This window comes from Nonomuraea sp. NPDC050556 (genome assembly GCF_044457355.1).
GTDB lineage: Bacteria > Actinomycetota > Actinomycetes > Streptosporangiales > Streptosporangiaceae > Nonomuraea.
This window is the reverse complement of the sequence record NZ_JBITGU010000001.1, coordinates 2,873,447-2,898,922: the sequence shown is the minus strand read 5'-3', so window position 1 is coordinate 2,898,922 and position 25,476 is coordinate 2,873,447. Positions and strand designations below refer to the sequence as shown.

The window sequence follows — 25,476 nt, the reverse complement described above, 5'->3', positions numbered from 1 at the left end:
ATTATCTTCAGACAATGGTCGCATGTCATCTGTAAGAACTGGAGCTGAACGGCTGGCCGCGGACCCGTCCCTGGTCAGGGGCGAGCGGGTCGGCCTCATCACCAACCCCACCGGGGTCTTGCCCGACCTGCGGCCGACCGCGCGGGCGCTGATCGAGGCAGGTGTGCCGGTCACGGCGCTGTTCGGCCCCGAGCACGGTCTGCGCGGCACCGCCCAGGCGGCGGGCGGCGAGGCGGACACCACCGATCCGGCGACCGGGCTGCCCGTCCACGACACCTACCTGAAGAGCGCCGACGACGTGCTGGCGGCGACGGACATCGACACGCTGCTCTTCGACATCGCCGACATCGGCACCCGCTTCTACACCTACATCTGGACGATGAAGGACATGCTGGACGCCGCGATACGCCTGGGGATCCGCTTCGTGGTGCTCGACCGGCCCAACCCCCTGGGCGGTACGGTCACCGAAGGCCCCCTGCTCGACCCCGCCTACGCCAGCGGAGTGGGCGGCTGGCCGCTGCCGATCAGGCACGGGCTCACGGCGGGCGAGCTGGCCCTGCGGTTCAGCCAGGACGCCGAGGTGATCCCCATGGACGGCTGGCGGCGCGAGATGCGCTTCGCCGACACCGGGCTGCCGTGGGTGATGCCGTCGGTCAACATGCCGACCACCGACACCGCCCTGGTCTACCCGGGCACCGGGTTGTTCGAGGGCACCAACTTCTCCGAGGGCCGCGGCACGACCCGCCCGTTCGAGCTGGTCGGCGCGCCGTACGTGGACGAACGCTTCGCCTCGGCGCTGAACGACCTGGGCCTTCACGGGGTGCGTTTCCGCGACACCTGGTTCACCCCGACCTTCCACAAGCACGAGGGCGTCGCCGTACGCGGGGTGCAGCTGCACGTCCACGACGCCGAGGCGTTCCGTCCGGTGCTGACCGGGCTGTCGATGCTGCACGTGGCGCGCACCCTCTACCCTGACGGCCTGGACTGGTGGGGTCCCCACCGGTTCTTCGAGCACCTGTGGGGCTCCGGCACGCTGAAGAGCGCGCTGGAGGCAGGGGGAGACCCCCGCGACCTGTGCCCTGAACCATCCCTCCCCGATGGACACCTGCTCTACCCCAGCTCGCGCCGGTAGAGCCAGAAGACCCGTTCCGCTCTCGCGCCGACGGCGCGGGAGTAGAACCGCAGGGGTCCCACCCAGCCGATCTGCGCGTGCGACTGCCCGGCGTCGCGCTGCTCGGCCAGGCACAGCCTGAGCAGGACCCGGCCGATGCCCAGCCCCTCCGCGCCGGGAGCGGTGCCCATGGGGCCGAACCACGTGGGACGCGCGCCCCAGGCGGCGAAGCCCAGGATCTCGCCGTCGCGCTCGGCGTAGTGCAGGCCGGAGGCGTTGGCCGCCTCCCAGGCCCAGAAGCGGTTCCACTGGCGCTCGGCGAACGCGGCCACCTTCTCGTGGCCGCCCGCGTGCACGGTGACGCCCTTGGCGGCCAGCCGTACCAGGTCGTCCTCGACGGACAGGTCCGTGGACAGGTCGGCCGTCATGTTCCAGGCGACGTTGTAACGCTCGTACCCGGCGCGCTCGGCCAGGCAGGCGGCGGCGGTGTAGCGCACGTCGATGCCCGGCCAGCCGTAGCAGGGCGGGTGGCCCATGAACCGGGCCTGGCTGACCCCGTTGTCCCTGAGCCAGGTCTCGGCCGCGTCGAGGAGCTCCCGCCCGTGCCCCTTGCCCTGCGCATAGGGGTGTACGGCGAGCAGATCGATGTGCCCCACCGAGGGGTCGCGGGTCGACACCGACGCCATCACCACGCCGCGCTCGGTGATCACCGAGGTCCAGCGGCGGTCGGACGGCGGCGTGGCGAGCCTGCGCACGATGGCGCCCGCTTCGGCGGCGTCGTAGGTGAGCGCCGCCTCCGCGATGCGTGCGGCGGTCTCCAGCGAAGTCATCACACCCCGCTCAGCGGCCGGGCGACGACGCTGCGCCGTTCTGGGTAGAAGCAGGCGTGCTCCTGCGGCATGTCGCCGGTGACCTGCAGCAGCGGCCGCTCGGAGGTGCACTTGCCGGTGTGGAACGGGCACCGCCGGGCGAACAGGCAGCCCGCGTCCGCCTGGCTCTCGTCCAGGCCCTCGGTGGGCACGACGGGCTGCTCGCCCGGCTGCTCCAGCCCGTGCAGCACCGGGATCGCCGACAGCAGCGACTGCGTGTAGGGGTGCACCGGGTCGGCGATGATCGTGTCGACCTGGCCGTGCTCGATGACCTGGCCCCGGTAGATGACGTAGAGCGAGCCGTCGTCGCCGATGTAGCGCGCGGTGGCCACGTCGTGCGTGATGAACAGCACGCTCACGCCCAGCCGCTCGCGCAGGTCCTTCAGCAGCGCCAGGATGCCCAGCCGCAGCGACACGTCGATCATGGAGGTGGCCTCGTCGGCGACGAGCATCTCCGGGTCGACGGTCAGCGCGCGGGCGATGACCACGCGCTGGCGCATGCCGCCGGACAGCTGGTGCGGGTAGCGGCCGAGCACGCTGCGCGGGTCGAGGCCGACCATGGTCAGCACCTCGTCTGCGCGCTCCGACATCCACGCCTTGGAGCGCCCGGTCTGCTTGGCGCGCACCTCCAGCGGCGCCTGGAGGGTCTGGGCGATGGTCCGCGTCGGGTTCAGCGCCGAGTACGGGTCCTGGTGGATCATCTGGATCTTGCGGAAGTACGGCTGGCGCGCCTTGTTCTTCAGCGTCGACAGCGGCACGCCGTCGATGGTGATCTCACCGCCGTCCCACGTCTCCAGCCCGGCGATGATCCGGCCGAGCGTCGTCTTGCCGCAGCCTGACTCGCCGATGAAGGAGGCGGCGCCGCCCTTCTCGATGCTGAAGTCCACGCCGCGCAGCGCCTGCACCTCGCGGCCCTTCAGGACGTTGCCGCGCTGCTTGAACGTCTTGGTGATGCCGGTCCCCGTGATCACGCGTGCTCCTTGACTTTGACGGCGTGGCAGGCCACGAGCCGCTCGCCGTACGCGATGGTCTCGGGGTCGACGGTGTCGCACACGTCCATGCGCAGGGGGCAGCGCTCCCTGAACACGCACCCCTCCTTGGGTACGGTCACCAGCGTCGGCGGGCGACCGGGCAGCGCCTGGGCCTCGTCGATGTCGCCGACCAGGCGGGGGATGGCCCTGATCAGCCCGCGCGTGTAGGGGTGGCGCGGGTTGGCGAGCACCTCGGTCGTCGGCCCCTGCTCGACCAGGCGCCCGCCGTACATCACCGCCAGCCGGTCGGCCACCTCGGCGACCACGCCGATGTCGTGGGTGATGACCATCGTGGTCAGCCCGCGCTCGGCGTGCACCTCCCTGATGATCCGCAGGATCGTCGCCTGGGTGATCATGTCGAGGGCGGTGGTGGGCTCGTCGAGCACGACGACGTGCGCGTTGAGCACCAGCGCCAGCATGATGCCGACGCGCTGGCGCATGCCGCCGGACAGCTCGTGCTGGTGGGAGTCGAGCACGCGGGCGCCGTCCAGGCCCATCCTGCCCAGGAGCGCGCGGGCCTCCTTGACCAGGGCGGGAAGGTCCTCTACGCCGTGGCTCCTGCCGAGGTCGAGGAGCTGCTTGCCGACGGTCTTGAGCGGGTTCAGGGAGTTCTGCGCCGCCTGGAAGACGTAGCCGATGTGCGCGCCGCGCGCCTTGCGCAGCTCCTCGTTCCTGAGTGCGGCCACGTCGCCCAGGCCGTCGATCTCGACGGTGCCCGCGCTGATCCTGCCGGGCGACTGCACGGCGTTGAGCAGGGACAGCGCCAGCGTGGACTTGCCGGAACCGGACTCGCCGACGATGCCGGTGATGGTGCCGGGCTTCAGCTCCAGGCTGACACCCCGTACGGCGGGCAGCTCGCCCGCCGGTGTCTTGTAGACGACCGTGAGGCCGTCGATGCGCACTCCCGGCGCTTCCTTGGTCATGCTATTCCTCACGCAGCCGGGGGTTGAAGATCTCGTCCATCGCGTCGACGATCAGCACGATGCCGAGCGTCAGCAGCAGGATCGCCAGCAGCGGCGCCAGCAGGTAGCCCAGCACGGACGGGGTGGTCATGGCCCCGGCCTGGAACACGGCCAGGTTGAGCATCACGCCCCAGTTGTTCGACTCGTAGGGCAGCACGCCGAGGAAGAACAGGCCGACCTGCGCGTAGACGGCGCCGGTGACCGCGATGAGGGTGTTCATCGCGATGTAGGGGGCCATGCTGGGCAGTAGTTCCTTGAGCACGATGTGCCTGGTCGACAGGCCCAGGCCGCGCGCCGCCTCGATGAAGCCGCGCTCGCGCAACGACAGCGTCTGCGAGCGCACCGCGCGCGCCACGCCGCCCCAGCCGAGCAGGCCGAGCACGAGGCCGATCTGGAAGGGGTTGCTGAACTTCCACACCGTGGACAGCACCAGCAGCAGCGGCAGGCCGGGGATGGTGAGCTTCATGTCGGTGATGCGCATGAGCACGGTGTCCCAGCGGCCGCGCTTGAACCCGGCGAACAGCCCGATGGACGCGCCGACCACGACCGTGATGATCGCGGTGACCAGGGCGGCGAGCAGCACGTAGCGGGCACCGGTGACGACCAGCGCGATGACGTCGCGGCCCTGCGGGTCGGTGCCGAACCAGTGGGCCCAGCTCGGGGGCTTGGAGATGGCGTCGGTGTCGCGGGGCAGCAGCTCCGGGTAGAACATCGGGCCGAAGGCGCCCATGAAGGCGAAGCCGATGACGATGAGCACGCCGACCATGCGGCTCGGCTTGCGCTTCATCACCCGCCAGACGCCCTGCCAGAAGTTGCGCCGCAGGGAGACGGCCTTGCTGGTCTCCAGAATCACGCTCGTCATGAGCCCTCCGATCCACTGCGCACCCGGGGGTCGATGACGGAGTAGAACAGGTCGGCCACGATGTTCGCGATGATCACCGACACCGTGATCAGCAGGAACGCCCCGCCCATCAGCGCGAAGTCGCGGTTGGTGACGCTCTCGATGAGGGTGTACCCGAGGCCCGGATAGTTGAAGATGCGCTCGATGAACACCGCGCCGCCCAGCAGCGTGCCGAGCGACAGCGCCAGGATGGTGAACAGCGGCAGGATCGCGTTGCGCGCGATGTAGCGGAAGACAACCGACCGCTTCATCCCGCGCAGCTCGGCGGCGAGGATGAAGTCGTCGCCCAGCACCGTCACCACGCTTGACTTCATCGCCAGGATCCAGCCGCCGTACGCCGACAGCGCGTAGGTCACGACGGGCAGGATCGCGTGCTCGACCACCGAGCCGATGTACTCGGGGTTCCAGCCGGGCTCGAACAGGATGTCTGCGACGCCCTGGTCGGGCAGGATCGGCCACACGGCCGTGGCGAAGATGATCACCATGAAGAGCGCCAGCACGTACTGCGGCACTCCGTGCAGCAGCGAGCCGGTGATCGCCAGGAGGTCACCGAGCTTGCCCTTGCGCTTGATCGCGGCGAAGACGCCGAGGATGATCCCGACCAGGAAGCTCAGCAGCGTCCCCACGAGCACCGGTAGAACGGTCCACTTCGACGCCTCGAACAGCACTTCGGTAACCGGCTTGCCGGGGTTGGTGACCGAGACGCCCAGGTCGAAGTGCAGCAACCCGCCCATGTACTGGAGGTACTGCTCCCACAACGTGCCCTTGGGGGCGAAGCCGTACATCACCTGAGCCGCGTGCGCGGCCGTGGCGGGGTCCATGCCCTGCTGGACGTACTTCTCCACCATGGCGGCCACCGGGTCGCCAGGGATGCTTCTCACGACGAAGAAGCTCACCGTGGCGACCACGAGGATCATGACGAGCCCGCGGGCCAGGTGGCCCGCGAGTCGCCGTGCGATTGCCGTCATGCGTTACTGCTTCTTCTTGACCATGCCGAGCTGGATCCAGACACCGGAGGACTGCCTGAGCAGGTCGCTGTCCGCCTCCGGGAAGCCGGTGAAGCGGTTGGTGTTGACGAACTGGGTGTTGACGTAGTCCCAGAGCTGGATCATCGGCAGGTTCTGGTTGGTGGCCTTGGCGAGCTGAAGCATGATCGTCTTCTGCTCGTCGACGCCGGCCGAGTTCAGCTTGGCGTTGAGCTCACCGGGGTTGATCTTCTGGCCGTCGACCTCGATGGTCTCGGGGCCGCCCATCCAGTTGCCCGCCTTGCCGGGGGCGGCGTGAGTGGTCTTGCCGGCGATGTTCGTCCAGCCGTTGGTGACGCCGTAGAGGCGCGAGTAGATGTTGTACGGGGCCGGGCCGAGCGCGATCAGCCAGAAGCCGATGTCGTACTTACCGGCCGCCAGCTCCTCCAGGTAGAGGGGGTAGTCGGCGGTGGTGATGACCTCGGCGTCGACGCCGCTCTCGGCGAGCTGGCTCTTGATGTTCTCGGCGCCGGACAGCCAGTCGGAGAACGGGGCCGGGACGTGCAGCGTGACCTTCCACGCCTTGCCGTCGGACAGCGCCCACTTGCCGTCCTTCTTCTGCAGGCCCGCCGCCTTGAACTCCTCCTCGGCCTTGGCCGCGTCGTGCTTGTACGGCTCGAGGTTGTTCAGTTCTGCGCCCAGCCACTCCTGAGCGGGCTTCTGGTGGATACCGGTCGTGGTGATGGCGGGGGTGCCGCCCTCGGGGGAGGCGACCTTGGTGGTCTGGTCGCGGTCGATCAGGTAGGCCAGGCCCTTGCGCACGTGCACGTTGTCGTAGGGGGCCTTGGACTGGTTGAACGCCATACCCAGTGCGACGGGGGAGAAGCCCTTGACCACCGCGTTGCCGGGGGCGGCCTTGATCTGGGCCATCGTGTCCGCGGGGACGGCGGTGAAGGGGGCGTTGTCGAGCTTGCCGCCCTTCAGGAAGTTCCAGATCTGCTCGTTGCCGGTGTAGTTGAGCAGCTTGACCTGGTCGGGGCCGACGTTGGCCGCGTTGTAGAAGTTCTTGTTCTTGACCAGCAGCGCTTCGGAGGCGTTGACCCGCTCGAGCACGTAAGGACCGGCCGAGACGTCCTTCGGCGGCGCGAAAGCGATGATCTGCTTGCCCAGCGCGGTGATGTCGGCGCGCGCCTTCTCGGCGGCGGCGTCGGTGCCGCGGGCCGCCTTGATGGTGTCCCAGATGTTGGCGGGGATCACACCGCTCCACACATGGGCTGCCACGACGGGCATGTCCATGACGCCGCGCACGAACGTGACGCTCGGGTTCGCCATGTCCTGGGTGACCTTGAGCGTGTGGTCGTCCACGACCTGCACGTCAGCCGCCGCACCCGCGGCACCCGGCTGGAGGGAGTAGGCGGTGTTGCCCTGCGAGTAGGCGATGGCGATCGACATCTTGACGTCATCGGCCACGACCGGCTTGCCGTCCGACCACTTGTTGTTCGGCTGCAGCTTGATGGTGATCGAGGAGTTGTCGGGAGCGATCTCCCAACTGGCCGCGATGCCCGGGTAGAACTGGTTCGGGTCGGTCAGGTGGTTCTTCGTCCAGGCCAGCTTCATCGCGTTGTAGCCGGTGAAGCTGTTGCCCTTGGGGGCGAACGGGTTGGCCGGGCCCGCCGGGTCGATGCCCGGGTGGTTGCCGTCGATCGTCGTGTAAAGGCCTCCGCCACCACCAGTGGCGGACTTGGGGGTGTTGCCGCTGCTACTGCACGCCGTGACGGCGGCGAGACCAAGCAGCGCCACAACGGCTGCGACTCGCTTCATGTACCGCTCCGAGGGGATGTCGGGACCTATTGAGACCTGGGGTTTTCCCCGGACCCTATGGTCACGTCGAAGGTGCGTCAATAATCTCCAGTGGTTGTGAGGTTAATGTAACTTTCCTTCACGGGTGCCTCAGGTGGCGCTTGGCTCCATCAGCAGCACGGCCGAGCCGCCGACCCGGCCGTCCGCGAGGTCCCGTACGGCTCGCGCCGCGTCCTCGAACGCGTAAGGGGTGGTCGTCACCTGCGGCGGCGTCTCCAGGACCTGCGCCAGGTAGGCCCGGCCGTCCGCCCTGGTGTTGGCCGTGACGCTGCGCAGCGTGCGCTCCTGGAACAGGTGCCGCTGGTAGTCCATCGAGGGTATGCCGGTCAGGTGGATGCCCGCGATCGCCACCGTGCCGCCCCTGTCGAGCGCCTCCAGCGCCCTCGGCACGACCTCGCCGGCCGGGGCGAAGACGATGGCCGAGTCCAGCGGCTCCGGCGGTGTGTCACCGGCGGAGGCGGCGCCGAGGTGCAGGGCCAGGCGCCTGGCTCGCTCCGACCTGGTCACGACGTGGACGGTGGCGCCCTGGGCGATGGCCAGTTGCGCCGCCAGGTGGGCGGAGGCGCCGAAGCCGTAGACGCCCAGCCTGCCGCCCTTGGGGAGGTCGGCCTTGAGCAGCGCGCGGTAGCCGATGATGCCCGCGCACAGCAGCGGCGCCAGCCGTACCGGATCAGCGTCTTCGGGGAGGGGGTAGACGTAGGCGGCCTTGGCGGTCACGTACTCGGCGAAACCGCCGTGCGCGTCCCAGCCGGTGTAGGTGGACTCGGGGCACAGGTTCTCCAGGCCGCGCACGCAGAAGCCGCACCGCTGGCACGTCTCGCGCAGCCACGCCACCCCGACGCGCTGCCCGCCCTCGGTCCGCCCCACGACCTGGTGGCCGGGCGAGATGCGCGGAAATTTCGGGACCAGGTCGCCTTCCACGAGGTGCAGGTCGGTGCGGCAGACGGCGCACGCCTCCACCTTCACCAGCACCTCGCCGGGACCCGGCACGGGGACGTCCCGCTCGACCGGCAGCAGGGCTCCGCCGTCGACCACCCACGCGCGCATGGATCGCCTCCTAGATAGGGTCCCAGGCCGTGTCGTCGTGCGACCTGATGAGCATGCCCATCGCGTCCTTGTCGCATGCCAGCTCCACCCCGTCCACCGAGGAGACAGGGACGACGCCCCAGGAGTTGACCACGAACACCGCGGCGAACCCGGGCAGGTCGGCGACGTTCACCGTGCGCGTCACGTGCTCCACGCCCGGCGCCCGCCGCATCAGGAGCATCCCGGTGCCGGCCAGCTGCGGCCCGTCCGGCCACACCACCCGCTCGCCGTCGAAGCAGCCCACGTTGGTGACGGCACCCTCGCAGACCGTCCCGTCGGGCAGCGTGAACAGCACCTCGTCGAACCCGTCGGCGCTCGCCGTCTGGCCCAGGTAGGCCTGAGGGAAGCCGCCCAGGTGTTTGACGTGCGGAAGGAAGCGCTGGTAGACGACCGACCTGAGCCGGTACGGCCCGGCCGGGGTCTCCGTGGGCGGCCGTACGGCGGCCAGCACCATCACCGGGTCGGCCTGGGTGACGTAGACCCGCACGCTCGCGTCGCGGACGTCGTCGCCGAGCGCGGTCCTGATGGAGTCGAGCACCAGGCCGGTGTCGAGCTCGATGCCGAACAGCTCTCTGGTGGCGTCGCGGAGCCGGGCCAGGTGCAGGTCGAGGGCGCGCACCCGCCGGTCCCTGACCTGCATGGCGGTGAAGTGGCCGTAGCGGGCGGTCACGGCCGCGCTCAGGTCGCTCGCGCCGGCGAGCCTTCCGTCGATGACCACACGGTCGATGGGGAGCACGGGACCAGCTTACGATCGCCCATCCGGAGCAAGCGTTTGGTTAAATGTCGGTCGTGGACTTCGCGGATTTGCTCGCCCGGTACGCCTACGCCATCGACTCCGGGGACTGGGACGCGCTCGACGACGTCTTCACCCCGACCGCCACCATCGACTACACCTCGGCAGGGGGCATCGTGGGCCCCTACCCCGAGGTCAAGAAGTGGCTGGCCGAGGTGCTGCCGCACTGGCCGGGCCGCATGCATCTCATCGGCGCGATGACGGTCTCCCACGCCGACGGCGAGGCGCTGGTGAAGGCCGCCTTCACCGACGCGCTGTCGCCCTCGCGGGCGCTGGTGAGCGAGGGCGTGATCCAGGGCGGCGGCTGGTATCACCACACCCTGGTGCGTACGCCGGAGGGGTGGCGCAGCAGGCGGCTCGTGGAGGAGCAGACGTGGCGGCTCATGCTCCCAGGGCGCGGTTGACCGCGGCGATGTAGGCGGCGAAGGCCCTGGTGTGGTGGCCGGGGTCCTCGATCCAGGCGCGGTCGAGGCGGCCGTCCTGGAAGAACAGCCTGCGCTGGCCCAGGCTGATCTCGAGCTGCACGCCCTTGCCCCTGCGGTTCCTGTTGACGATGTTGGCCGGGCTGGTGCCCTCCAGGCCGTCCGGCAGGGTCCTGGCGACCGTGAAGCCCGCCCGGCGCAGCTCGGCCCTGACCCGCCGGATCAGCGCCTTGTCCAGCCCGCCCACGTACGTCGTGGGCCGGGCTCCCGCCGCGCCGTGCCAGGAGACCGTGAAGTCGGTCCTGGCGACCAGGGCGAGCGCCTTGGGCTCGTCGAAGTGGGCCGCCGTGATGTGCAGGTCGCGGTTGCCCGACGACTTGATCGCGGCGAAGGAGTAGAACGCGTGGTGTCCCGCGCGGGCCGCCGCGTCGGCGAGCTGCGTCGTCGGCGGCTCGATCGCGCCGCCGTGGATGGCGATGTGCGCAGCCTCGGCGCCGCGCGGGAAGCGCAGCAGGCGCAGGTAGTCGGTGCCTTCCACCTCGTGGGCTGCCAGGTCGGCGTAGTTGCCGTAGGTGTCCGCCGCGCGCGCAGGGGCGGCCGGGAGGAGCAGGGTCAGGGACGCTGCGGCGATCAGGACGGAAAGGGGGCGTCGGATCATGGCAGCCAGTATCCCCTCTTGCCGAGGAGTGATTGATCGGGCACGGATCGTGACTTACGCTCACGGGCATGGTCATCCCCACCGAACCCATCGGCAGCATCCCCCGGCCCACCGCCCTGCTGAACGCGTTGACCGAGCACGGCGCGGGGCGGATCAGCGACGCCGCCCTGGCCGCGGCGCAGACGGCAGCCGTCGCCGACACCATCGAACGGCTGGAACGGCTCGGCTGTCCCGTCCTCGTCGACGGCGAGCAGTCCAAGCCCAGCTTCGCCACCTACCCCATGGGCGGGCAGAACCGGCTCGACCCGTCCGGGGTGGTCATCCCGTTCGCAGACGGGCACACCAGGCAGCTCCCGCGGCTGGCCGCCGGTCCGTTCCGCTACGCCGTACACGCCGACACCTACCTGCGCCAGGCGCGCCGGCACACCGAGCGGCCGGTCAAGCAGGCCGTCATCGCGCCCTCGGCGCTCAGCCTCCTCTACCCCGCCGAACCGCTGACCGGCTACTCGCGCGACACGTTCATCGACGACCTGACCGGCGGGGCGGAGACGGACATCAGGCGCTGTCTGGACGCGGGCGCGCACATGGTGCAGCTCGACTTCACCGAGGCGCGGCTGGCGCTCAAGCTCGACCCGAGCGGTGGGCTCCTCGACGCGTTCGTGGCGCTCAACAACCAGGTGCTGGAGCGGTTCAGTACGGCGGAGCGGGCCAGGATCGGCGTGCACACCTGTCCCGGCGGCGACCAGGACTCCACGCACAGCGCGGACGTGGACTACGCGGAGCTGCTGCCGAAGCTGTTCGAGCTGAAGGTGGGGGCGTTCTACGTGCAGCTCGCCAGCGAGCCCGACCCGGACCGGGTGCTGGAGGTCATCGCCCGGCACCTGGCGCCAGGCGTGCGGGTCTTCGTGGGGGTGACCGACCCGATCGACCCCCGCGTGGAGACGCCCGAGGAGGTGCGCGACCGGGTGTTGCGTGCGGCCAGGCACATCCCGGTGGAGCAGTTGGGGACGTGCGACGACTGCGGCTTCGCCCCGTTCGCCGACGACACCTCGACCTCCCGCGACACCGCCTTCGCCAAGATCGCCGCCCGCGTCCAGGGCACCGCCCTGGCCGCAGAAGCCCTGGGGGGGTTGACCACTTAGGCGCGTGACGTGTTCGCGCGTAGCGGCGCCCGGCCATGTGCGCTGGCCGTCCGTGCCCTGGAGGGAGCCCAGCCACGTGCGGTGGCTGGGCGTCCCTCGGCTCCGCCGTACCCCTAGGAAAGGCGCGTGTGCGCGAGTGTGGCGTAGAGGGCCGCGCCGTCGGGGAGCACCGCGTCCGAGAACGCCGCCTCGGGCGAGTGGTTGTACGGCGCGGTCGCCGGGTCGCGGTCGGCCGGGCACGCGCCCAGGAACACGAACGCCCCAGGTACGCCCTCCAGCACGTAGGAGAAGTCCTCCGACCCCATCACCGGCTGCGGCGCCACGAAGAACCGCCCAGGCCCGAACATGCCGTCGATCGTCGCCCCGGCGAACTCCGCCTCAGACGGCGTGTTCACCGTCACCGGGTACCCCATCCCGAACGACGCGTCCACCTCCAGCCCGTGCGCCGCCGCGATCCCCTCCACGAGCTGCACCACCCGCTGCTTGATCCGCGCCCGGTGGTCCTTGCTGAACGTCCGGATCGTGGCGGAGAAGTGCGCGTCGTCCGGGATGACGTTGTCGACGGTCCCCGCGTGGAAGCTCCCCACCGTGACCACCACCGGGTCGAACACGTCGAACGCCCGCGTCACCATCGTCTGCAGCGCCGTCACCATCTCGCACGCCGCCGGGATCGGGTCGAGCGCGCGCTGCGGCGTGGACCCGTGCCCGCCGCGCCCCTTGACCGTCACGTTGAACGTGTCGGCCGCCGCCATGATCGGCCCACCGCGCGAGGAGAAGACCCCCTGCGGCAACATCGCCGACACCACGTGCATGCCGTACGCCGCCACCGCGCGCTCGCCCGCCGCGTCGAGCACGCCCTCGTCGATCATGTACTTGGCGCCCTCGTAACCCTCCTCACCCGGCTGGAACATGAAGATCACATCCCCGGCGAGCTCCTCGCGCCGCGCCGCCAGCAGGTGCGCGGCCCCGGCGAGCATCGTGGTGTGCAGGTCGTGGCCGCACGCGTGCATCCGCCCGTCGTGGGTGGAGATGAAGTCGAGGTCGTTGCGCTCGGCCACGGGCAGGGCGTCCATGTCACCGCGCAGCAGTACGGCGGGGCCCGGCCGCCCGCCGCGGAGCACCGCGGTGATCGAGCTCAGCTTCTCGCCGAGGGTGATCTCGAGCGGCAGGCCGTCGAGGGCCTGGAGCACCCGCTCCTGGGTGCGCGGCAGCGTGAGTCCGACCTCCGGGATCTGGTGGAGTGAGTGGCGGAGCTGGACGAGCTCGTCCCGCATGTCCTGCGCGGATTCAGTGAACGACATGTAGAACATTCTTCACATTGCGCTTGCGATCTCGCTATGGGGGGCTTTGTAGGATGTGATCTGTGACTCAGCGTGAGCGTATTGACTCCTGGCTGTCCGACATGGACGGCGTCCTCGTCCACGAGGGCCATCCCGTCCCGGGCGCGGACGAGTTCATCAAGCGACTGCGCGATTCGGGCAAACCCTTCCGGGTGCTGACCAACAACTCCATCTACACCCCACGCGACCTTTCCGTACGGCTGCGCAACGCCGGCCTGGAGGTGCCGCCGGAGTCGATCTGGACCTCCGCCATGGCCACCGCCCAGTTCCTCGACGACCAGCGCCCGGGCGGCTCCGCCTACGTGATCGGCGAGGCCGGGCTGACGACGGCGCTGCACGAGGCCGGATACATCCTCACCGACCTCGACCCCGACTACGTGGTGCTGGGGGAGACCAGGACCTACAGCTTCACCCAGATCACCCGCGCCATCCGCCTCATCGAGGGCGGCGCCCGCTTCATCGCCACCAACCCCGACCCGGTCGGGCCGTCCAACGAGGGCTCGCTGCCCGCGTGCGGCGCGGTGGCCGCGATGATCTCCAAGGCGTCCGGGGTGGAGCCGTACTTCGTCGGCAAGCCGAACCCGATGATGATGCGCCGCGCGCTCAACGCCATCGAGGGGCACAGCGAGACCACCGCCATGATCGGCGACCGGATGGACACCGACGTGGTGTCCGGCATGGAGGCGGGGCTCTACACGATCCTCGTGCTCACCGGGGTGACGCAGCGCGACCAGATCGACCGCTACCCCTACCGGCCGTCGCTGGTGGTCGACTCCGTCGCCGACCTCATCGACCTGGTCTGACTACCTGACGGAAGGTGACAGGTATGGGTGCCAAGCTGGACGGCATGACCGGCATCTACCTGGAACTGGGCCACAAGAAGGTGTTCGCCTGCTCGCTCGACTGGCCTGGCTGGGCGCGGGTGGACAGGTCGGAGGAGGCGGCGATCGCCCACCTCATGGACTACGTCCCCCGCTACCGGGTGGTGGCCGAGCGTGCCGGGCTCGTGTTCGAGCCCGGCGACCCGGTGGTGGTCGAGCGCGTCAAGGGCGGCACGACCACCGACTTCGGCGCCCCGCAGTCGATGCCGGACGCCGACAGGGAACCGGTGGACGCCGACACCGCCCAGCGCGACGTCGCGCTGCTGAGGGCGGCCTGGGTGCTGTTCGACGAGACGGCGGCGGCGACGCCCGAGGAACTGCGCAAGGGCCCCAGGGGTGGCGGCAGGGACCGCACCAAGATGGTCGACCATGTGGTCGAGGCGGAACGTTCCTACACGCGGCAGCTCGGGATCCGCCACCCGCCGTACAAGTCTGCCGCCGACCGCGACGCGATGCGCGAGGAACTGGCCGCTGCCCTGTCGCAGCCGTGGGACGGCGCCCTCGACCACCCCTGGACACCCCGCTACGTCACCCGCCGCGTGGTCTGGCACGTCCTCGACCACCTGTGGGAGATGGAGGACAAGCGGTCAGTCTGAGGTGCGGGTGAGCATGTGGGCGCGGCGCATGCGGCCGTCGTCGGCGAACTCGCCGAAGAAGCAGATCTCGATGGTCATGGCCTTCTTCCTGGTCTGGACGTGCATGGTGTAGCGGGCGGCGATCGTGTCGCCGTCCACCAGGGCCTCGTGCACCTCGATCCGGTTGGTGGGCTTGGTCCTGCGCAGCGGGCTGACGTGGTCGACGATCTTCGTCCGGTCCATGGCGTGCCCGTCGGCCACCTGGATGACGTCCGGCGTGTGGTACCGGTCGACGACCGTCGCCGGGTCCTCGTCGCCGTCGATGACCTCGGCGCTGTAGGCGGTGAAGAAGTCGGCGATGAACCGCTTGGGGTCCGTGCAGGTCTTCATGGCGCTCCCGTCGTAAGATCTCTTACATCACGTAAGATTTGCACGCCGAGCTAACTTTGACAAGGTGTAAGAGATGACTGCCTCTCCGGCGCAGCAGCGCCGCGCCGACGCCGTACGCAGCAGGGCCGCCATCCTGGACGCCGCCGTGCGCCTGCTGAACGCCGATCCCGACGCCCGCGTCGAGGCCGTCGCCGCCGAGGCCGGGGTGACCCGGCAGACCGTCTACGCGCACTTCCCCTCGCGCAGGAAGCTCCTGGCGGCCGCCCTCGACCACGTCACCGACGAGGCCGTCGCCGCCATGGACGCCGCGAGGCTCGACGAGGGCCCGGCGTCCGGCGCGCTGCTGCGGCTGCTCGACGCGGGCAGCGGTACGGCGGGCCGCTACCCCGTGCTGCTCCGCCTGGCGGAGGGGTCCGAGGGTGGCGACCACACCCCGGTCGAGGAACGGCTGCGCCGGGTCATCGGCCGTGGCCAGCAGTCAGGGGAGTTCGACGCGAGCCTGCCGGTCGACTGGCTGGTCGCGGTCGCGATCACGCTGGGCCACGCAGCCGCCGTCGAGGTCGAGGCGGGCCGGATGTCGCGGGAGGCGGCCAGGGAGGCACTCCACACTAGCCTGCTGCGCGTGGCCGGATCAGCCGGTCCAACTCGGTGATGCATCCGGCCAGATATGCGCCCACTTCGGGCGGGATCATGTTCAGGGAGGTAATCGACGCGGGGTCCAGCGGGAGCCGCTCCACCTCGTACAGGCCGCGCGTGGGGTCGGAGAACTCCGGTCCCGAGCGCAGCGACAGGTCCATGGAGACCAGGCGGCAGCCGTACATGTGCTGCGTCTTGGATTCGCCGCGCCACGAACAGGTCAGCGAGGTCAGCGGCGTCACATCGGTGATCGTGGCGCCGAGCTCCTCCATGAGCTCCCTGCGCAGGGTGTCCTCCAGCGAGGCGTCCCCCGGTTCGACGTGGCCGCCGGGCAGGGTCCAGTAGATCTCCCGTCCGGGCACCGTACGCCGGAAAACCACCAGAAGCGGATCAAGAAGGACACCCCGGACACTAGGCCGCATAAGACATCTTTAACCTCCCTCGGGTAACCTAACCTACGGTGCCGTAACCTCAAGGGAGAAGGATCTGTATGGCGATGACGCAGACGCAGCTGTTGCACGAGCTCGAGCCGGTGGTCGCCGGTGAGCTCGACCGCCATCTCAAGGTCGCCAAGGAATGGTTCCCGCACGAGTACATCCCGTGGAGCCAGGGCCGCGACTTCGACGGCATCTTCGAGGGCGAGGCCTGGCAGGAGTCGGACTCGACGATCCCCGAGGCCGCGCGCGTCTCGCTCATCGTGAACCTCCTGACCGAGGACAACCTGCCCAGCTACCACCACGAGATCGCCACCACCTTCGGCCGCGACGGCGCGTGGGGCACCTGGGTCGGCCGCTGGACCGCCGAGGAGGGCAGGCACGGCGTCGCCATCCGCGACTACCTGACCGTCACCCGCGCCGTCGACCCCATCGCGCTGGAGCGCGCCCGCATGGTGCACATGGAGGGCGGCTTCCAGACCGACTACGAGACCATGCTCGGCCAGCTCGCCTACGTCTCCTTCCAGGAGCTCGCCACCCGCATCGCCCACCGCAACACCGGCAGGGCCTCCGGCGACCCGCACTGCGAGCGCCTGCTGGCCCGCATCGCCGCCGACGAGAACCTGCACATGCTCTTCTACCGCAACCTGCTCAAGGCGGCGTTCGACCTCGACCCCAACCAGACCATGCGCGCCATCACCGACGTGGTCACCACCTTCCAGATGCCCGGCAACACCATCGAGGGCTTCACCCGCAAGTCGCTGATCATCGCCAACGAGGGCATCTACGACCTGCGCCTGCACTACGACGACGTCCTTATGCCGGTGCTGCGCCAGTGGGCGGTCTTCGACAAGGAGGGCCTGGACGGCGAGGGCGAGAAGGCCCGCCAGGAGCTGGCCGAGTTCCTCGACAAGCTCGACAAGACGGCCACCAGGTTCGTCGACCGGCGAGAGGAGAAGCGCGCCAGGAAGGCCGCCATGGGATGATCCCCGCATGAATTTCTCCACCACGCTGGGCATCTCCATCCCCCTGGTGCTGACCTTCGTGGCGCTGGCGACCGCAGCGCAAAGACTGCTGGGGGTCCGGTTCGGGAAGCTCAGGATGGCCTTCGCGGCGCTCCTGGCCTTCGCGCTGGCCGGGCCGTTCATGTCGCCGGTGATGATGCGGTTCGAGCACATGGACCCCAAGGAGGACCCGGGCATCGGCCCGCTGTTCCTCATCGTCCTCATCGGCATGTGCATCGTGCTCATGCCGATGGTCGTCCTGGTGATCGCCGAGGCGCTGGTCCCACCGGGGTCGATCCCCGGCCCGATCGAGTTCCTGCGCGGCCTGCGCGGACGCCTCTCGCGGGCCAGGCGCTACTCCCAGATCACCAGGATCGCCGTCAAGCACGGGCTCGGGCCGTACCTGCGCGGGCGCGGCGACCGCGCGGAGGACACCACGGCCAGGGTACGGCTGGCCAGGTCGCTGCGCGGCGCCCTCGACGACGGCGGTGTCACCTTCGTCAAGCTCGGCCAGGTGCTGTCCACCAGGCGTGACCTGCTGCCGCCGGAGTTCATCGACGAGCTGGGCAGGCTCCAGGACCAGGTCGCCCCAGCCCCCTGGGAGCAGATCGAGGCGGTCCTGGTGGCCGAGCTCGGGCCGGTCGACGAGGTGTTCGCCGAGTTCGAACGCAAGCCCCTGGCGGCCGCCTCCATCGCGCAGGCGCACACCGCCCGCCTGCACAGCGGGGAGGAGGTCGTGGTCAAGGTGCAGCGGCCGGGCATCCGCACGGTCGTCGGCAAGGACCTCGACATCGTCGCCAGGCTCGCGGGGACGCTGGAGACGCGCACCAAGTGGGGCAGGTCGCTCGGGATGACCGACCTGGCGGAGGGGTTCGCGATCGCGATCCGCGAGGAGCTCGACTTCCGCATCGAGGCGTCCAACATGGCCGCCGTCGCGGCCGCGCACTCCGGCGTCGTCACCTACCCCGAGCCGCACAGCGCGCTGTGCACCGAGCGGGTCCTGGTCATGACCAGGCTGAACGGCAGGCCGCTCGCGTCAGCCAGCCGCGAACAGGGCCCCACGCTGGCCCGCGACCTGCTCGACTGCCTGCTGCGGCAGATCCTGATCGAGGGCGTCTTCCACGCCGACCCCCACCCGGGCAACATCATGCTGCTCGACAACGGCGAGCTGGGGCTGCTCGACTTCGGCTCGGTGGGCCGGCTCGACGCCTCCGTCCGCGCCGCGCTGCAGCGTTTCCTGCTGGCGATGAACCGCCAGGACCCGCTGGGCGTCACCGACGCCCTGCTGGAGCTGGTGCCCAGGCCGGAGGAGATCGACGAGGCCGCGCTGGAGCGGGCGCTGGGCCAGTTCATGGCCAAGCACCTGGCCCCCGGCATGGACAGCGTCCGCATGTTCACCGATCTGTTCAAGATCGTGACTGAGTACGGGCTGTCCATCCCGCCGGAGGTGGCCGCCGTCTTCCGCGCCCTGGCCACCCTGGAGGGCACGCTGGTACGGCTCTCGCCCGGGTTCAGCCTCATCGGCGAGGCCCGCGCCTTCGCCGGGCGCTACATGAGCGAGCAGCTCACCGACACCACGATCAAGGACACGGTGACGCAGGAGGTCGCGGCCCTGCTGCCGATGTTGCGGCGGTTGCCGCGCCGGGTGGAGCGCATCGCGAGCGCGGCCGAGCACGGGCGTTTCTCCATGAACGTGCGGCTGCTGGCCGACGACAGGGACCGCAGGTTCGTCACCGGGCTGCTGCACCAGGTGCTCCTGACCGTGCTCGGGGCGACGGCCGGGCTGATGGCGGTGTTCCTCATCGGCACGACCGGCGGGCCGCTGGTCATCGCGGACGGCTCGATCACCCTCTACCACCTGATCGGCTACTTCCTCCTGGTGATCAGCTCGATCCTGGTGCTCCGCGTCCTCATCGCCATCTTCAGACGCGACCGCGAGTAAGCACGGCCAGGGCGACCAGGTCGGGCACCCAGGCGCCGTCGGTCGCCAGCAGAGCGAGCGCCTCCTCCAGCGGGGCGGCGCGCACCTCCAGGACCTTCTCGCCGTCGTCCGGGTTGCCGGGAACGCCGGTCACGGTCACGTCGGCGTGGCACCACAGCCACACCTTGGCCGGGTGCGGCTGGTGGGGGCGGTACGGCTCCGGGCGGTCGCTCACCGCGTGGTGCGAGCCCACCAGGTGCAGCGGCCCGGCCAGTTCCGCTCCAGCCTCCTCGGCGAGCTCCCTGGCCACGCACTCCTCGACGGTCTCGCCGGGCTCGCGGGTGCCGCCGGGCAGGAACCACACGTCGCGCGTGTCCCGGCAGATCACGATGCGGTCGCCGGCGAAGCCGACGACGTGGATGTTGGTCACCAGCTCGTCTGGCGGCGGCGCGGTGGAGAACTGGGCGTCGATGCCGCCCCACTCCCACCGCTGCGGCGCGTAGAGCAGGGGGAAACGCTGGGCGAGGTCGAAGTCGTTCACGCTGGGCACACTAGCGAGATGAGGCTGTCGACGATCGTGCTGGACTGCCGCGACGCCCACGAGCTGGCCGCTTTCTACACGCGCCTGCTCGGCTGGCGGATCGAGCGCGAGGAACCCGACTGGGTCATAGCGGGCGCTCCCGGCGGCGGCCCGCGCCTGGCCTTCCAGTCCGAGCCCGCCTACGTCCGCCCGATTTGGCCGTCGAAGCCGGGGGAGCAGCAGATGATGCTGCACCTGGACATCGAGGTCGACTCCCTGGAGGAGTCAGGCGCCCACGCCCTGGCCTGCGGAGCCGTACTGGCCGACTACCAGCCCCAGGACGACGTCCGCGTCTACTTCGACCCGGCGGGCCACCCGTTCTGCCTGTGGGTCAACGCCTAGGGTTCGCGGCGGAGGCGTTTGAGGTCGGCGCGCTGCTTCTTGGCGGTGATGCGGCGTTCGACCGCGCCGCGTGAGGGCTTGGTGGGGCGGCGGCGCTTGGGCGGCGGGGCGATGGCCTCGCGGATGCGCTGGGCGAGGCGCTGCTCGGCAGCGTCGCGGTTGCGCAGTTGTGAGCGGTATTCCGAGGCGGCGATGGTCACCACCGGGCCCAGCCTGGCCACCGCGCGTTCCTTCAGGTGGTCGGGGAGGGCTGTGGTGGCTGCCACGTCGAAGGTCAGCTCCACCCGGCTGTCGGTGGTGTTGACGCCCTGACCACCGGGTCCGGACGAACGGGAGAAACGCCACAGCAACTCGGCGTCGGGAATGACGACCGAGTCGTTGACGATCAGCGGGCCTGGCATGGCGGTTCTCCTTCTCCCTGTGCTGGAACACCGTAGCCCGGCGGTGTATGCCGCCTGCAAGGCAATTTCCCCGCCAGTCATTTGCAAGCGTCTTATGTCACTATCGCCCCACAAAAGTGGGGAAATGTGGGGAGGCGCTGTGGCGGCCATCGTCGGCGTGCACGGAATCGGGAAATACAAGTACTACGTCCAGGCCGGCGGCTCACCCTCGGGGGCGGCCGAGCTCATGCGGGCCAAGTGGGACCGCTACCTGCACGCCGCGCTCGGCGGCGACACCTCGGCCTACTTCACGGAGATCGCCTACTTCGCGCACTACCTGAACGACGGCAAGGGAAAGGTCGAGGCGCAGCCGACCGTCGAGGAGATGGCGGCTCCGGCGCAGAAGGTGCTGGTGGAGTGGGCCAAGGAGCTCGGGCTCGGCGAGCGGTTCACCGGCGGCCTGCGCGTGGTCGTCGGCTGGCTGATGCGCCACCTCGACAGCCGGGCAGCCGCCTTCGCCGCGCTGTTCTGTCCCGAGGTCGCCGCCTACATCACCGACCAGGCCAAGCGGGAGAAGTGCCGCCAGGCCGTAGCCGACGTTATCCGGAAAAATCGGCCTAAGGTGGTGGTTGCCCACTCCCTCGGCAGCGTCGTCACCTACGAAACCCTCTGGGCCAACCCCGACCTCGAGGTCGACCTGCTGATCACCCTGGGCAGCCCGCTCGGCATGCACAACGTCGTCTTCGAGCACCTCCTGCCCGCCCCGATCAACGGCAGGGGCCAGCGCCCCAAGGGCGTCAAACGCTGGGTGAACATCGCCGACAAGGACGACATCGCCGCCCTGCCGCCCGACCTGGCCGCCCGCTTCACCGGCATCGACGTGGAGACCCAGGTCAACCTCGACTGGATCGACTTCCACACCGTGGAGAAATATCTCGGCTGCGGCGCGCTCAACGAGCACCTGCGACCATATCTGGCATGAACTGGGTGATTTTCGACTACGGCAACGTCCTGTCCCTGCCCCAGAGCGAGTCGGACGCCGACGCGATGGCGCTGGCGTCCGGCGCCGATCCAGCGGCGTTCAAGCACGCCTACTGGGAGTACCGCCTCGACTTCGACCGCGACGCGCTGAGCGACGAGGACTACTGGGAGAAGACCGTCGGCAGGCCGCTGGAGGACGGCGAGCTCGAACGGCTGATCGCCCTTGACGTGGAGAGCTGGTCGCGGCCCGACGAGGGGGCCGTGGCCGTACTCGAGGAGTTGCTGGCCAGGGGGCGCAACGTCGCGCTGCTGTCCAACGCGCCCGTCTGCATGGCCGACGGGCTGGACGAACTGCCCTGGATCGCGGCGATCGAGCGGCGTTTCTACAGCGGCCGGATGGGCCTGGTGAAGCCCGACGCGGAGATCTACGAGGCGGTCGTCGGCGACCTCGGCGGCGACGCGGGCGACATGGTGTTCGTCGACGACCGGTTGGAGAACATCCAGGCAGCGGAGCGGGCCGGGCTGAAGGGGCACCACTACACGGGCGCGGCGGGGCTCAGGGAAATGATCGAAAAATTGTCCCTTATGTGAACTATGGTGTCGCGGGTGGAAAACGCCTTTCAAGTTGACCTGCGCGGAGTCGTCGACCTCCTGAGCCGCCACCTGTATTCCAGCCCGCGGGTGTACGTCCGCGAGCTCCTGCAGAACGCGGCCGACGCGATCACGGCCAGACGGTCGGGCGACCCAGAGGCGCCCGCTCGCGTCGCCGTCGAGGTCGCCGACGGCCTGATCAAGGTGCACGACACCGGCATCGGTCTCACCGAGGACGAGGTCCACACCCTGCTGGCCACCATCGGCCGCTCGTCCAAGCGCGACGAGCTCGGCTTCGCCAGGCACGAGTTCCTCGGCCAGTTCGGCATCGGGCTGCTGTCCGGCTTCCTCGTCGCCGACGAGATCAGGGTCGAGACGCGCTCGGTCTCCGGCGGGCCGACCGTGCTCTGGACCGGCAGGTCGGACGGGCGCTACCAGGTGGCGCAAGCCGTACAACAGCGAGAAGAGCCGGGCACGACGGTCACGTTGATCGCGCGCAGGGACGCGGCCGAGTGGGTCGCCCCGAGCACGGTGACCGAGCTCGCCGAGCTGTACGGGTCGCTGCTGCCGATCGAGGTCACCGTCAACGGCCGCCGGACCACCCGCGACGCGCTGCCCTGGCGCACCGGGCAGAGCTCGCCGGTCGAGCGGCGGCGGGAGCTGATCGAGTACGGCAGGCAGACCTTCGGCTTCACCCCCTTCGACGTCGTCGACCTCGACGTGCCGGAAGCCGGGCTGACCGGGGTGGCGTTCATCCTGCCCAGCCCGGCCAACCCCGCCGTGCGCGGCGCGCACCGCGTCTACCTCAAGCGCATGCTGCTCGCCGAGAGCGCCGCCGACCTGCTGCCCGACTGGGCGTTCTTCGCCCGCTGCGTCGTCGACTCCGCCGAGCTGCGGCCCACCGCCAGCCGCGAGGCGCTCTACGAGGACGACCTGCTGGAGCACACCCGCGACCGGCTCGGCGCCGCCCTGCGCCACTGGCTCGTACGGCTGGCCGAGACCGATCCCGACGCCATGCGCGCCTTCCTGCGCCTGCACCACCTCGGCGTCAAGGCGCTCGCCCTGCACGACGACGACATGCTCAGGCTGGTCGACCACTGGCTGGAGTACGAGACCAGCGACGGGCCGATGACGCTCGCCCAGTTCAGGACCCGCCACCCGCAGGGCCGCTTCACCGCCAGCGTCGACGAGTTCCGCCAGCTGTCCGCCGTCTCCGGCGCGCAGGGCGTCGGGCTGGTCAACGGCGGCTACGTCTACGACGGCGAGATCCTGCGGCGCCTGCGCGGCATCGGCGCGTCCCTCGAACCGCTCGATCCCACCGAGCTGGCCACCCGCCTCGGCCCGGTCGACCCGGCGGCCGAGCTGGCCGCGCGCCCGTTCCTGACGGCCGCAGCCCGCGCGCTCGACCCGCTCGGCTGCGAGGTCGTGCTGCGCGACTTCGACCCCGCCTCGCTGCCCGCCCTGTACCTGACCAGCCGCGCCGCGGAGCACCGCGCCGACCTGCTGGAGGCCAAGGACCTGGGCGACGAGCTGTGGGCCGACGTGCTCGGCGCGATGGAACGCACTGGCGCGGCAGAGCGGCCGCGCCTGGTGCTCAACCACCGCAACCCGCTCGTGCGCCGCGTGGTCGGCCTCGAAGACCTGTCCCTCGCCGCCACCACCGTCGAGGCGTTGTACGGCATGGCCCTGCTGCACGGCCACCACCAGCTGCGCCCCGCGGACACGGCGGCGCTCAACCGATCGTTCCTCGGCCTCCTCGACTGGGCGGTGAAGTGACCATGGACGCGCAGCAGCTCCTCGACCAGGCGGCGGAACTCCCGTACGGCGAGGCCAAGACGACCCTGCTGGAGCGCGCGCTGCGCGAGGCGGACAGGGAACTGGCCATCCAGATCAGGATGGACCTCACCGAGGCCTACCAGTACGGCGCTGAACCGGCCAAGTCCTTCGTGACGTTCTCCCGCAGCGTGGCCGAGTTCGACGCCGAGCCCGGCAGGTTCACCGACTGGCAGCAGTACAACCTGCTGTGGCAGTACAAGTGGATCTGCAGCGACATGCGGCGCTTCCACGAGGTGCCGCTGCAGCGCGCCTACGACGCGCTGGCCGAGATGGAGCGGCGCTACCGCCTCGCCGGGCACGGGCTGCACGCCGTCTACGGGGCGCGGGCGGGCATCGCCGCGCACCTCGGCGACCGGGAGGCGGCCGAGGAGTGGTTCCAGCGGTGGCAGATCACGCCGCGCGACGACATGTCGGACTGCGAGGGGTGCGACCCCAGCCACAAGGTGGCGCTGCTGTCGTGGATGGGGCGCTACGAGGAGGCCATCGAGCTGGCGGCGCCGGTCGTGGCGGGCGAGCTGACCTGCCACGTCCAGCCGCAGGGGATCCTGACGAACCTGCTCGTGCCGTACCTCAGGACGGGCCGGTTCGCCGAGGCGGTCACCGCGCACCTGCGTGCGTACCGGATCGTGCAGGGGGACGCCAACTACGTGGAGGACTTCGGCGACCACCTGCAGTTCTGCGCGCTGACCGGAAACGAGGCGCGGGGGCTGGAGATCCTGGAGCGGGAGCTGCCGCTGCTGGAGCGGTCACCGACGCCCGGCGACCGGCTGCACCTGGCCGGGTGCGCCGCGCTGCTTCTCGGGCGGGTCGAGGCGCTCGGGCAGGGCGGGCTCACGGTGCGCGGGGAGACGGTGTCGGCGCTGCGGATCCGGCTGGAGGGGATGGCGAGGGACCTGGCCGCGCGGTTCGACGCGCGCAACGGGACGGGGGAGCAGACGCGCCGCCTGGAGGCGCGGCTGGCCACGGAACCGTTCACCGACCACCTCCCCCTGGTCCCGCACGCCCGCCGTACCCCGGCACCCCAGCCTGTCGTGAGAAGCGACGACTGGGCCCTCCCGCTGATCGAGGAGGTCGCCGCGCGCACCGCGCGCGGCGACAGCGCGGGCGCCGCGGTCGCCAGGGTGGAGTTGTGCGCCGCCTACGCCGACACGGGACGGCCGCTCGAAGCGCTGATCACCGGCGAGGAGGCGCTGGCCATGCTCCCCGAGGACGACGCGGACAACCGCCTCGCCGTGCGCAGGGTGATGGTGCTGACCCAGCTCGACCTCGGCGAGCACGACGCCGCGCTCGCCGTACTGACCGAGCTGGCCGAGGACATGGCCACCCACGGCTACCACCACGACGCGGCCGTGATGACCGAGCAGCGCGCCGACACCCTCGACAAGCTCGACAGGGACGCGGAAGCCGCCGCCCTGTTCGCCGAAGTCGCCGTCAGCTACGAACGGCTCGGCGACCAGGACGGCAGGGCGCGGGCGCTGCGCAGGCACGCGTTGAGCCTGTACTGGGCGGGCGAGGAGGAAGCGTCCCTGGACGCGATCCGGGCAGCCAGGACAACCCTCGACCGGCTCGACGACCCCACCTGGGAACGCGCCGCCCACGACCGCGAGGAAGCCAACATCCTGCGCTTCTTCGACCGCGACGACGAGGCCACCGAGCTGCTCCGCTCGGCCGTCGCCGGGTTCAGGGCGGCGGGCGACGAGGAGAGCGCCAGGACGGTCGAGGGCTGGCTGGACTGACGATATTCACCTCGGCTTGACTCGCCCGACACGGGCGGGTCAGCCAGGG

Annotated in this window: 27 protein-coding genes; 13 read left to right on the top strand and 14 right to left on the bottom strand. The window is 70.1% G+C overall.

The features are described 5' to 3' along the window. The first annotated feature begins 22 nt into the window (after positions 1 to 22). A complete protein-coding gene (locus ACIBG8_RS13890; RefSeq protein ID WP_397343061.1) occupies positions 23 to 1,132 on the top strand; it encodes an exo-beta-N-acetylmuramidase NamZ domain-containing protein in 1,110 nt (369 codons plus the stop codon). On the opposite strand, the gene ACIBG8_RS13885 is transcribed toward ACIBG8_RS13890, so the two are convergent. The 8 genes from ACIBG8_RS13885 to ACIBG8_RS13850 all read right to left on the bottom strand — a co-directional run bounded on the left by ACIBG8_RS13885 (position 1,111) and on the right by ACIBG8_RS13850 (position 9,521). Beyond that, positions 1,111 to 1,941 (bottom strand): GNAT family N-acetyltransferase, encoded by an 831-nt coding sequence (locus ACIBG8_RS13885; RefSeq protein ID WP_397343060.1) that lies wholly within the window; start codon positions 1,939 to 1,941, stop codon positions 1,111 to 1,113. The genes ACIBG8_RS13890 and ACIBG8_RS13885 overlap by 22 nt on opposite strands. Then, entirely contained in the window at positions 1,941 to 2,951 is a 1,011-nt protein-coding gene (locus ACIBG8_RS13880) for an ABC transporter ATP-binding protein (RefSeq protein ID WP_397343059.1), read from the bottom strand. The genes ACIBG8_RS13885 and ACIBG8_RS13880 overlap by 1 nt, the downstream gene beginning before the upstream one ends. Then, positions 2,948 to 3,934 carry an ABC transporter ATP-binding protein gene (locus tag ACIBG8_RS13875; RefSeq protein WP_397343058.1) on the bottom strand — a complete coding sequence of 329 codons (987 nt, stop codon included), beginning with the start codon at positions 3,932 to 3,934 and terminating at the stop codon, positions 2,948 to 2,950. The genes ACIBG8_RS13880 and ACIBG8_RS13875 overlap by 4 nt, the downstream gene beginning before the upstream one ends. Before the next feature lies 1 nt (position 3,935). Continuing rightward, positions 3,936 to 4,835 carry an ABC transporter permease gene (locus ACIBG8_RS13870; RefSeq protein ID WP_397343057.1) on the bottom strand — a complete coding sequence of 300 codons (900 nt, stop codon included), beginning with the start codon at positions 4,833 to 4,835 and terminating at the stop codon, positions 3,936 to 3,938. Next, positions 4,832 to 5,842, bottom strand: a complete 1,011-nt coding sequence (locus ACIBG8_RS13865) for an ABC transporter permease (protein ID WP_397343056.1) — start codon at positions 5,840 to 5,842, stop codon at positions 4,832 to 4,834. The genes ACIBG8_RS13870 and ACIBG8_RS13865 overlap by 4 nt, the downstream gene beginning before the upstream one ends. A gap of 3 nt (positions 5,843 to 5,845) precedes the next feature. Next, positions 5,846 to 7,660 carry an ABC transporter substrate-binding protein gene (locus tag ACIBG8_RS13860; RefSeq protein WP_397343055.1) on the bottom strand — a complete coding sequence of 605 codons (1,815 nt, stop codon included), beginning with the start codon at positions 7,658 to 7,660 and terminating at the stop codon, positions 5,846 to 5,848. Positions 7,661 to 7,789: 129 nt separating this feature from the next. Next, positions 7,790 to 8,746: a zinc-dependent alcohol dehydrogenase family protein gene (locus ACIBG8_RS13855; RefSeq protein ID WP_397343054.1), complete on the bottom strand. Its 957-nt coding sequence runs from the start codon at positions 8,744 to 8,746 to the stop codon at positions 7,790 to 7,792. A gap of 10 nt (positions 8,747 to 8,756) precedes the next feature. Further along, a complete protein-coding gene (locus tag ACIBG8_RS13850; protein ID WP_397343053.1) occupies positions 8,757 to 9,521 on the bottom strand; it encodes an aminotransferase class IV in 765 nt (254 codons plus the stop codon). A 53-nt stretch (positions 9,522 to 9,574) separates the two neighbouring features. Here ACIBG8_RS13850 and ACIBG8_RS13845 point away from each other — a divergent pair, with 53 nt between their 5' ends. After that, complete coding sequence (locus tag ACIBG8_RS13845; RefSeq protein ID WP_397343052.1) at positions 9,575 to 9,982, top strand: nuclear transport factor 2 family protein; 408 nt, start codon at positions 9,575 to 9,577, stop codon at positions 9,980 to 9,982. On the opposite strand, the gene ACIBG8_RS13840 is transcribed toward ACIBG8_RS13845, so the two are convergent. Then, complete coding sequence (locus ACIBG8_RS13840) at positions 9,960 to 10,658, bottom strand: poly-gamma-glutamate hydrolase family protein (RefSeq protein ID WP_397343051.1); 699 nt, start codon at positions 10,656 to 10,658, stop codon at positions 9,960 to 9,962. The two genes, ACIBG8_RS13845 and ACIBG8_RS13840, sit on opposite strands and share 23 nt — an antisense overlap. A gap of 68 nt (positions 10,659 to 10,726) precedes the next feature. Between ACIBG8_RS13840 and ACIBG8_RS13835 the strand changes: the two genes are divergently transcribed. Next, positions 10,727 to 11,800, top strand: a complete 1,074-nt coding sequence (locus tag ACIBG8_RS13835) for a cobalamin-independent methionine synthase II family protein (protein ID WP_397343050.1) — start codon at positions 10,727 to 10,729, stop codon at positions 11,798 to 11,800. A 113-nt stretch (positions 11,801 to 11,913) separates the two neighbouring features. On the opposite strand, the gene ACIBG8_RS13830 is transcribed toward ACIBG8_RS13835, so the two are convergent. Beyond that, entirely contained in the window at positions 11,914 to 13,101 is a 1,188-nt protein-coding gene (locus ACIBG8_RS13830; protein WP_397343049.1) for a M20 family metallopeptidase, read from the bottom strand. Between the two features lie 101 nt (positions 13,102 to 13,202). Here ACIBG8_RS13830 and ACIBG8_RS13825 point away from each other — a divergent pair, with 101 nt between their 5' ends. Further along, on the top strand, positions 13,203 to 13,943 hold the full coding sequence (locus ACIBG8_RS13825) for an HAD-IIA family hydrolase (protein ID WP_397343932.1): 741 nt from the start codon (positions 13,203 to 13,205) through the stop codon (positions 13,941 to 13,943). A 23-nt stretch (positions 13,944 to 13,966) separates the two neighbouring features. Beyond that, on the top strand, positions 13,967 to 14,617 hold the full coding sequence (locus ACIBG8_RS13820) for a hypothetical protein (protein ID WP_397343048.1): 651 nt from the start codon (positions 13,967 to 13,969) through the stop codon (positions 14,615 to 14,617). On the opposite strand, the gene ACIBG8_RS13815 is transcribed toward ACIBG8_RS13820, so the two are convergent. Next, positions 14,609 to 14,986 carry a nuclear transport factor 2 family protein gene (locus tag ACIBG8_RS13815; RefSeq protein WP_397343047.1) on the bottom strand — a complete coding sequence of 126 codons (378 nt, stop codon included), beginning with the start codon at positions 14,984 to 14,986 and terminating at the stop codon, positions 14,609 to 14,611. The genes ACIBG8_RS13820 and ACIBG8_RS13815 overlap by 9 nt on opposite strands. Before the next feature lie 73 nt (positions 14,987 to 15,059). Here ACIBG8_RS13815 and ACIBG8_RS13810 point away from each other — a divergent pair, with 73 nt between their 5' ends. Continuing rightward, positions 15,060 to 15,638 (top strand): TetR/AcrR family transcriptional regulator, encoded by a 579-nt coding sequence (locus ACIBG8_RS13810; protein ID WP_397343046.1) that lies wholly within the window; start codon positions 15,060 to 15,062, stop codon positions 15,636 to 15,638. Here ACIBG8_RS13810 and ACIBG8_RS13805 read toward each other — a convergent pair. Next, entirely contained in the window at positions 15,595 to 16,044 is a 450-nt protein-coding gene (locus tag ACIBG8_RS13805) for an NUDIX domain-containing protein (protein ID WP_397343045.1), read from the bottom strand. The two genes, ACIBG8_RS13810 and ACIBG8_RS13805, sit on opposite strands and share 44 nt — an antisense overlap. Positions 16,045 to 16,112: 68 nt before the next feature. Here ACIBG8_RS13805 and ACIBG8_RS13800 point away from each other — a divergent pair, with 68 nt between their 5' ends. Further along, positions 16,113 to 17,042, top strand: a complete 930-nt coding sequence (locus tag ACIBG8_RS13800) for an acyl-ACP desaturase (RefSeq protein ID WP_397343044.1) — start codon at positions 16,113 to 16,115, stop codon at positions 17,040 to 17,042. A 7-nt stretch (positions 17,043 to 17,049) separates the two neighbouring features. Next, positions 17,050 to 19,002: an ABC1 kinase family protein gene (locus ACIBG8_RS13795; RefSeq protein WP_397343043.1), complete on the top strand. Its 1,953-nt coding sequence runs from the start codon at positions 17,050 to 17,052 to the stop codon at positions 19,000 to 19,002. Here the strand turns inward: ACIBG8_RS13795 and ACIBG8_RS13790 are convergent. Then, the gene (locus tag ACIBG8_RS13790; protein WP_397343042.1) at positions 18,983 to 19,522 is read right to left on the bottom strand and encodes an NUDIX domain-containing protein; all 540 of its coding nucleotides are present in this window, start codon (positions 19,520 to 19,522) and stop codon (positions 18,983 to 18,985) included. The two genes, ACIBG8_RS13795 and ACIBG8_RS13790, sit on opposite strands and share 20 nt — an antisense overlap. Before the next feature lie 18 nt (positions 19,523 to 19,540). On the opposite strand from ACIBG8_RS13790, the gene ACIBG8_RS13785 reads away from it, so the two are divergent. Then, positions 19,541 to 19,903 (top strand): VOC family protein, encoded by a 363-nt coding sequence (locus ACIBG8_RS13785; protein WP_397343041.1) that lies wholly within the window; start codon positions 19,541 to 19,543, stop codon positions 19,901 to 19,903. Here the strand turns inward: ACIBG8_RS13785 and arfB are convergent. Beyond that, the gene (gene arfB, locus ACIBG8_RS13780) at positions 19,900 to 20,304 is read right to left on the bottom strand and encodes an alternative ribosome rescue aminoacyl-tRNA hydrolase ArfB (RefSeq protein WP_397343040.1); all 405 of its coding nucleotides are present in this window, start codon (positions 20,302 to 20,304) and stop codon (positions 19,900 to 19,902) included. The genes ACIBG8_RS13785 and arfB overlap by 4 nt on opposite strands. Positions 20,305 to 20,443: 139 nt before the next feature. On the opposite strand from arfB, the gene ACIBG8_RS13775 reads away from it, so the two are divergent. From ACIBG8_RS13775 to ACIBG8_RS13760, 4 genes are read left to right on the top strand one after another with little or no spacing between them, the layout of a single operon-like run. Beyond that, positions 20,444 to 21,265, top strand: coding sequence for a hypothetical protein (locus ACIBG8_RS13775; protein ID WP_397343039.1), 822 nt, complete (start codon positions 20,444 to 20,446; stop codon positions 21,263 to 21,265). Further along, entirely contained in the window at positions 21,262 to 21,855 is a 594-nt protein-coding gene (locus ACIBG8_RS13770) for an HAD family hydrolase (protein WP_397343038.1), read from the top strand. Before ACIBG8_RS13775 ends, ACIBG8_RS13770 begins: the two co-directional genes overlap by 4 nt. Before the next feature lie 15 nt (positions 21,856 to 21,870). Further along, positions 21,871 to 23,631 (top strand): HSP90 family protein, encoded by a 1,761-nt coding sequence (locus ACIBG8_RS13765; RefSeq protein ID WP_397343037.1) that lies wholly within the window; start codon positions 21,871 to 21,873, stop codon positions 23,629 to 23,631. A 2-nt stretch (positions 23,632 to 23,633) separates the two neighbouring features. After that, a complete protein-coding gene (locus tag ACIBG8_RS13760; protein ID WP_397343036.1) occupies positions 23,634 to 25,427 on the top strand; it encodes a hypothetical protein in 1,794 nt (597 codons plus the stop codon). The last annotated feature ends 49 nt before the right edge of the window (positions 25,428 to 25,476 follow it).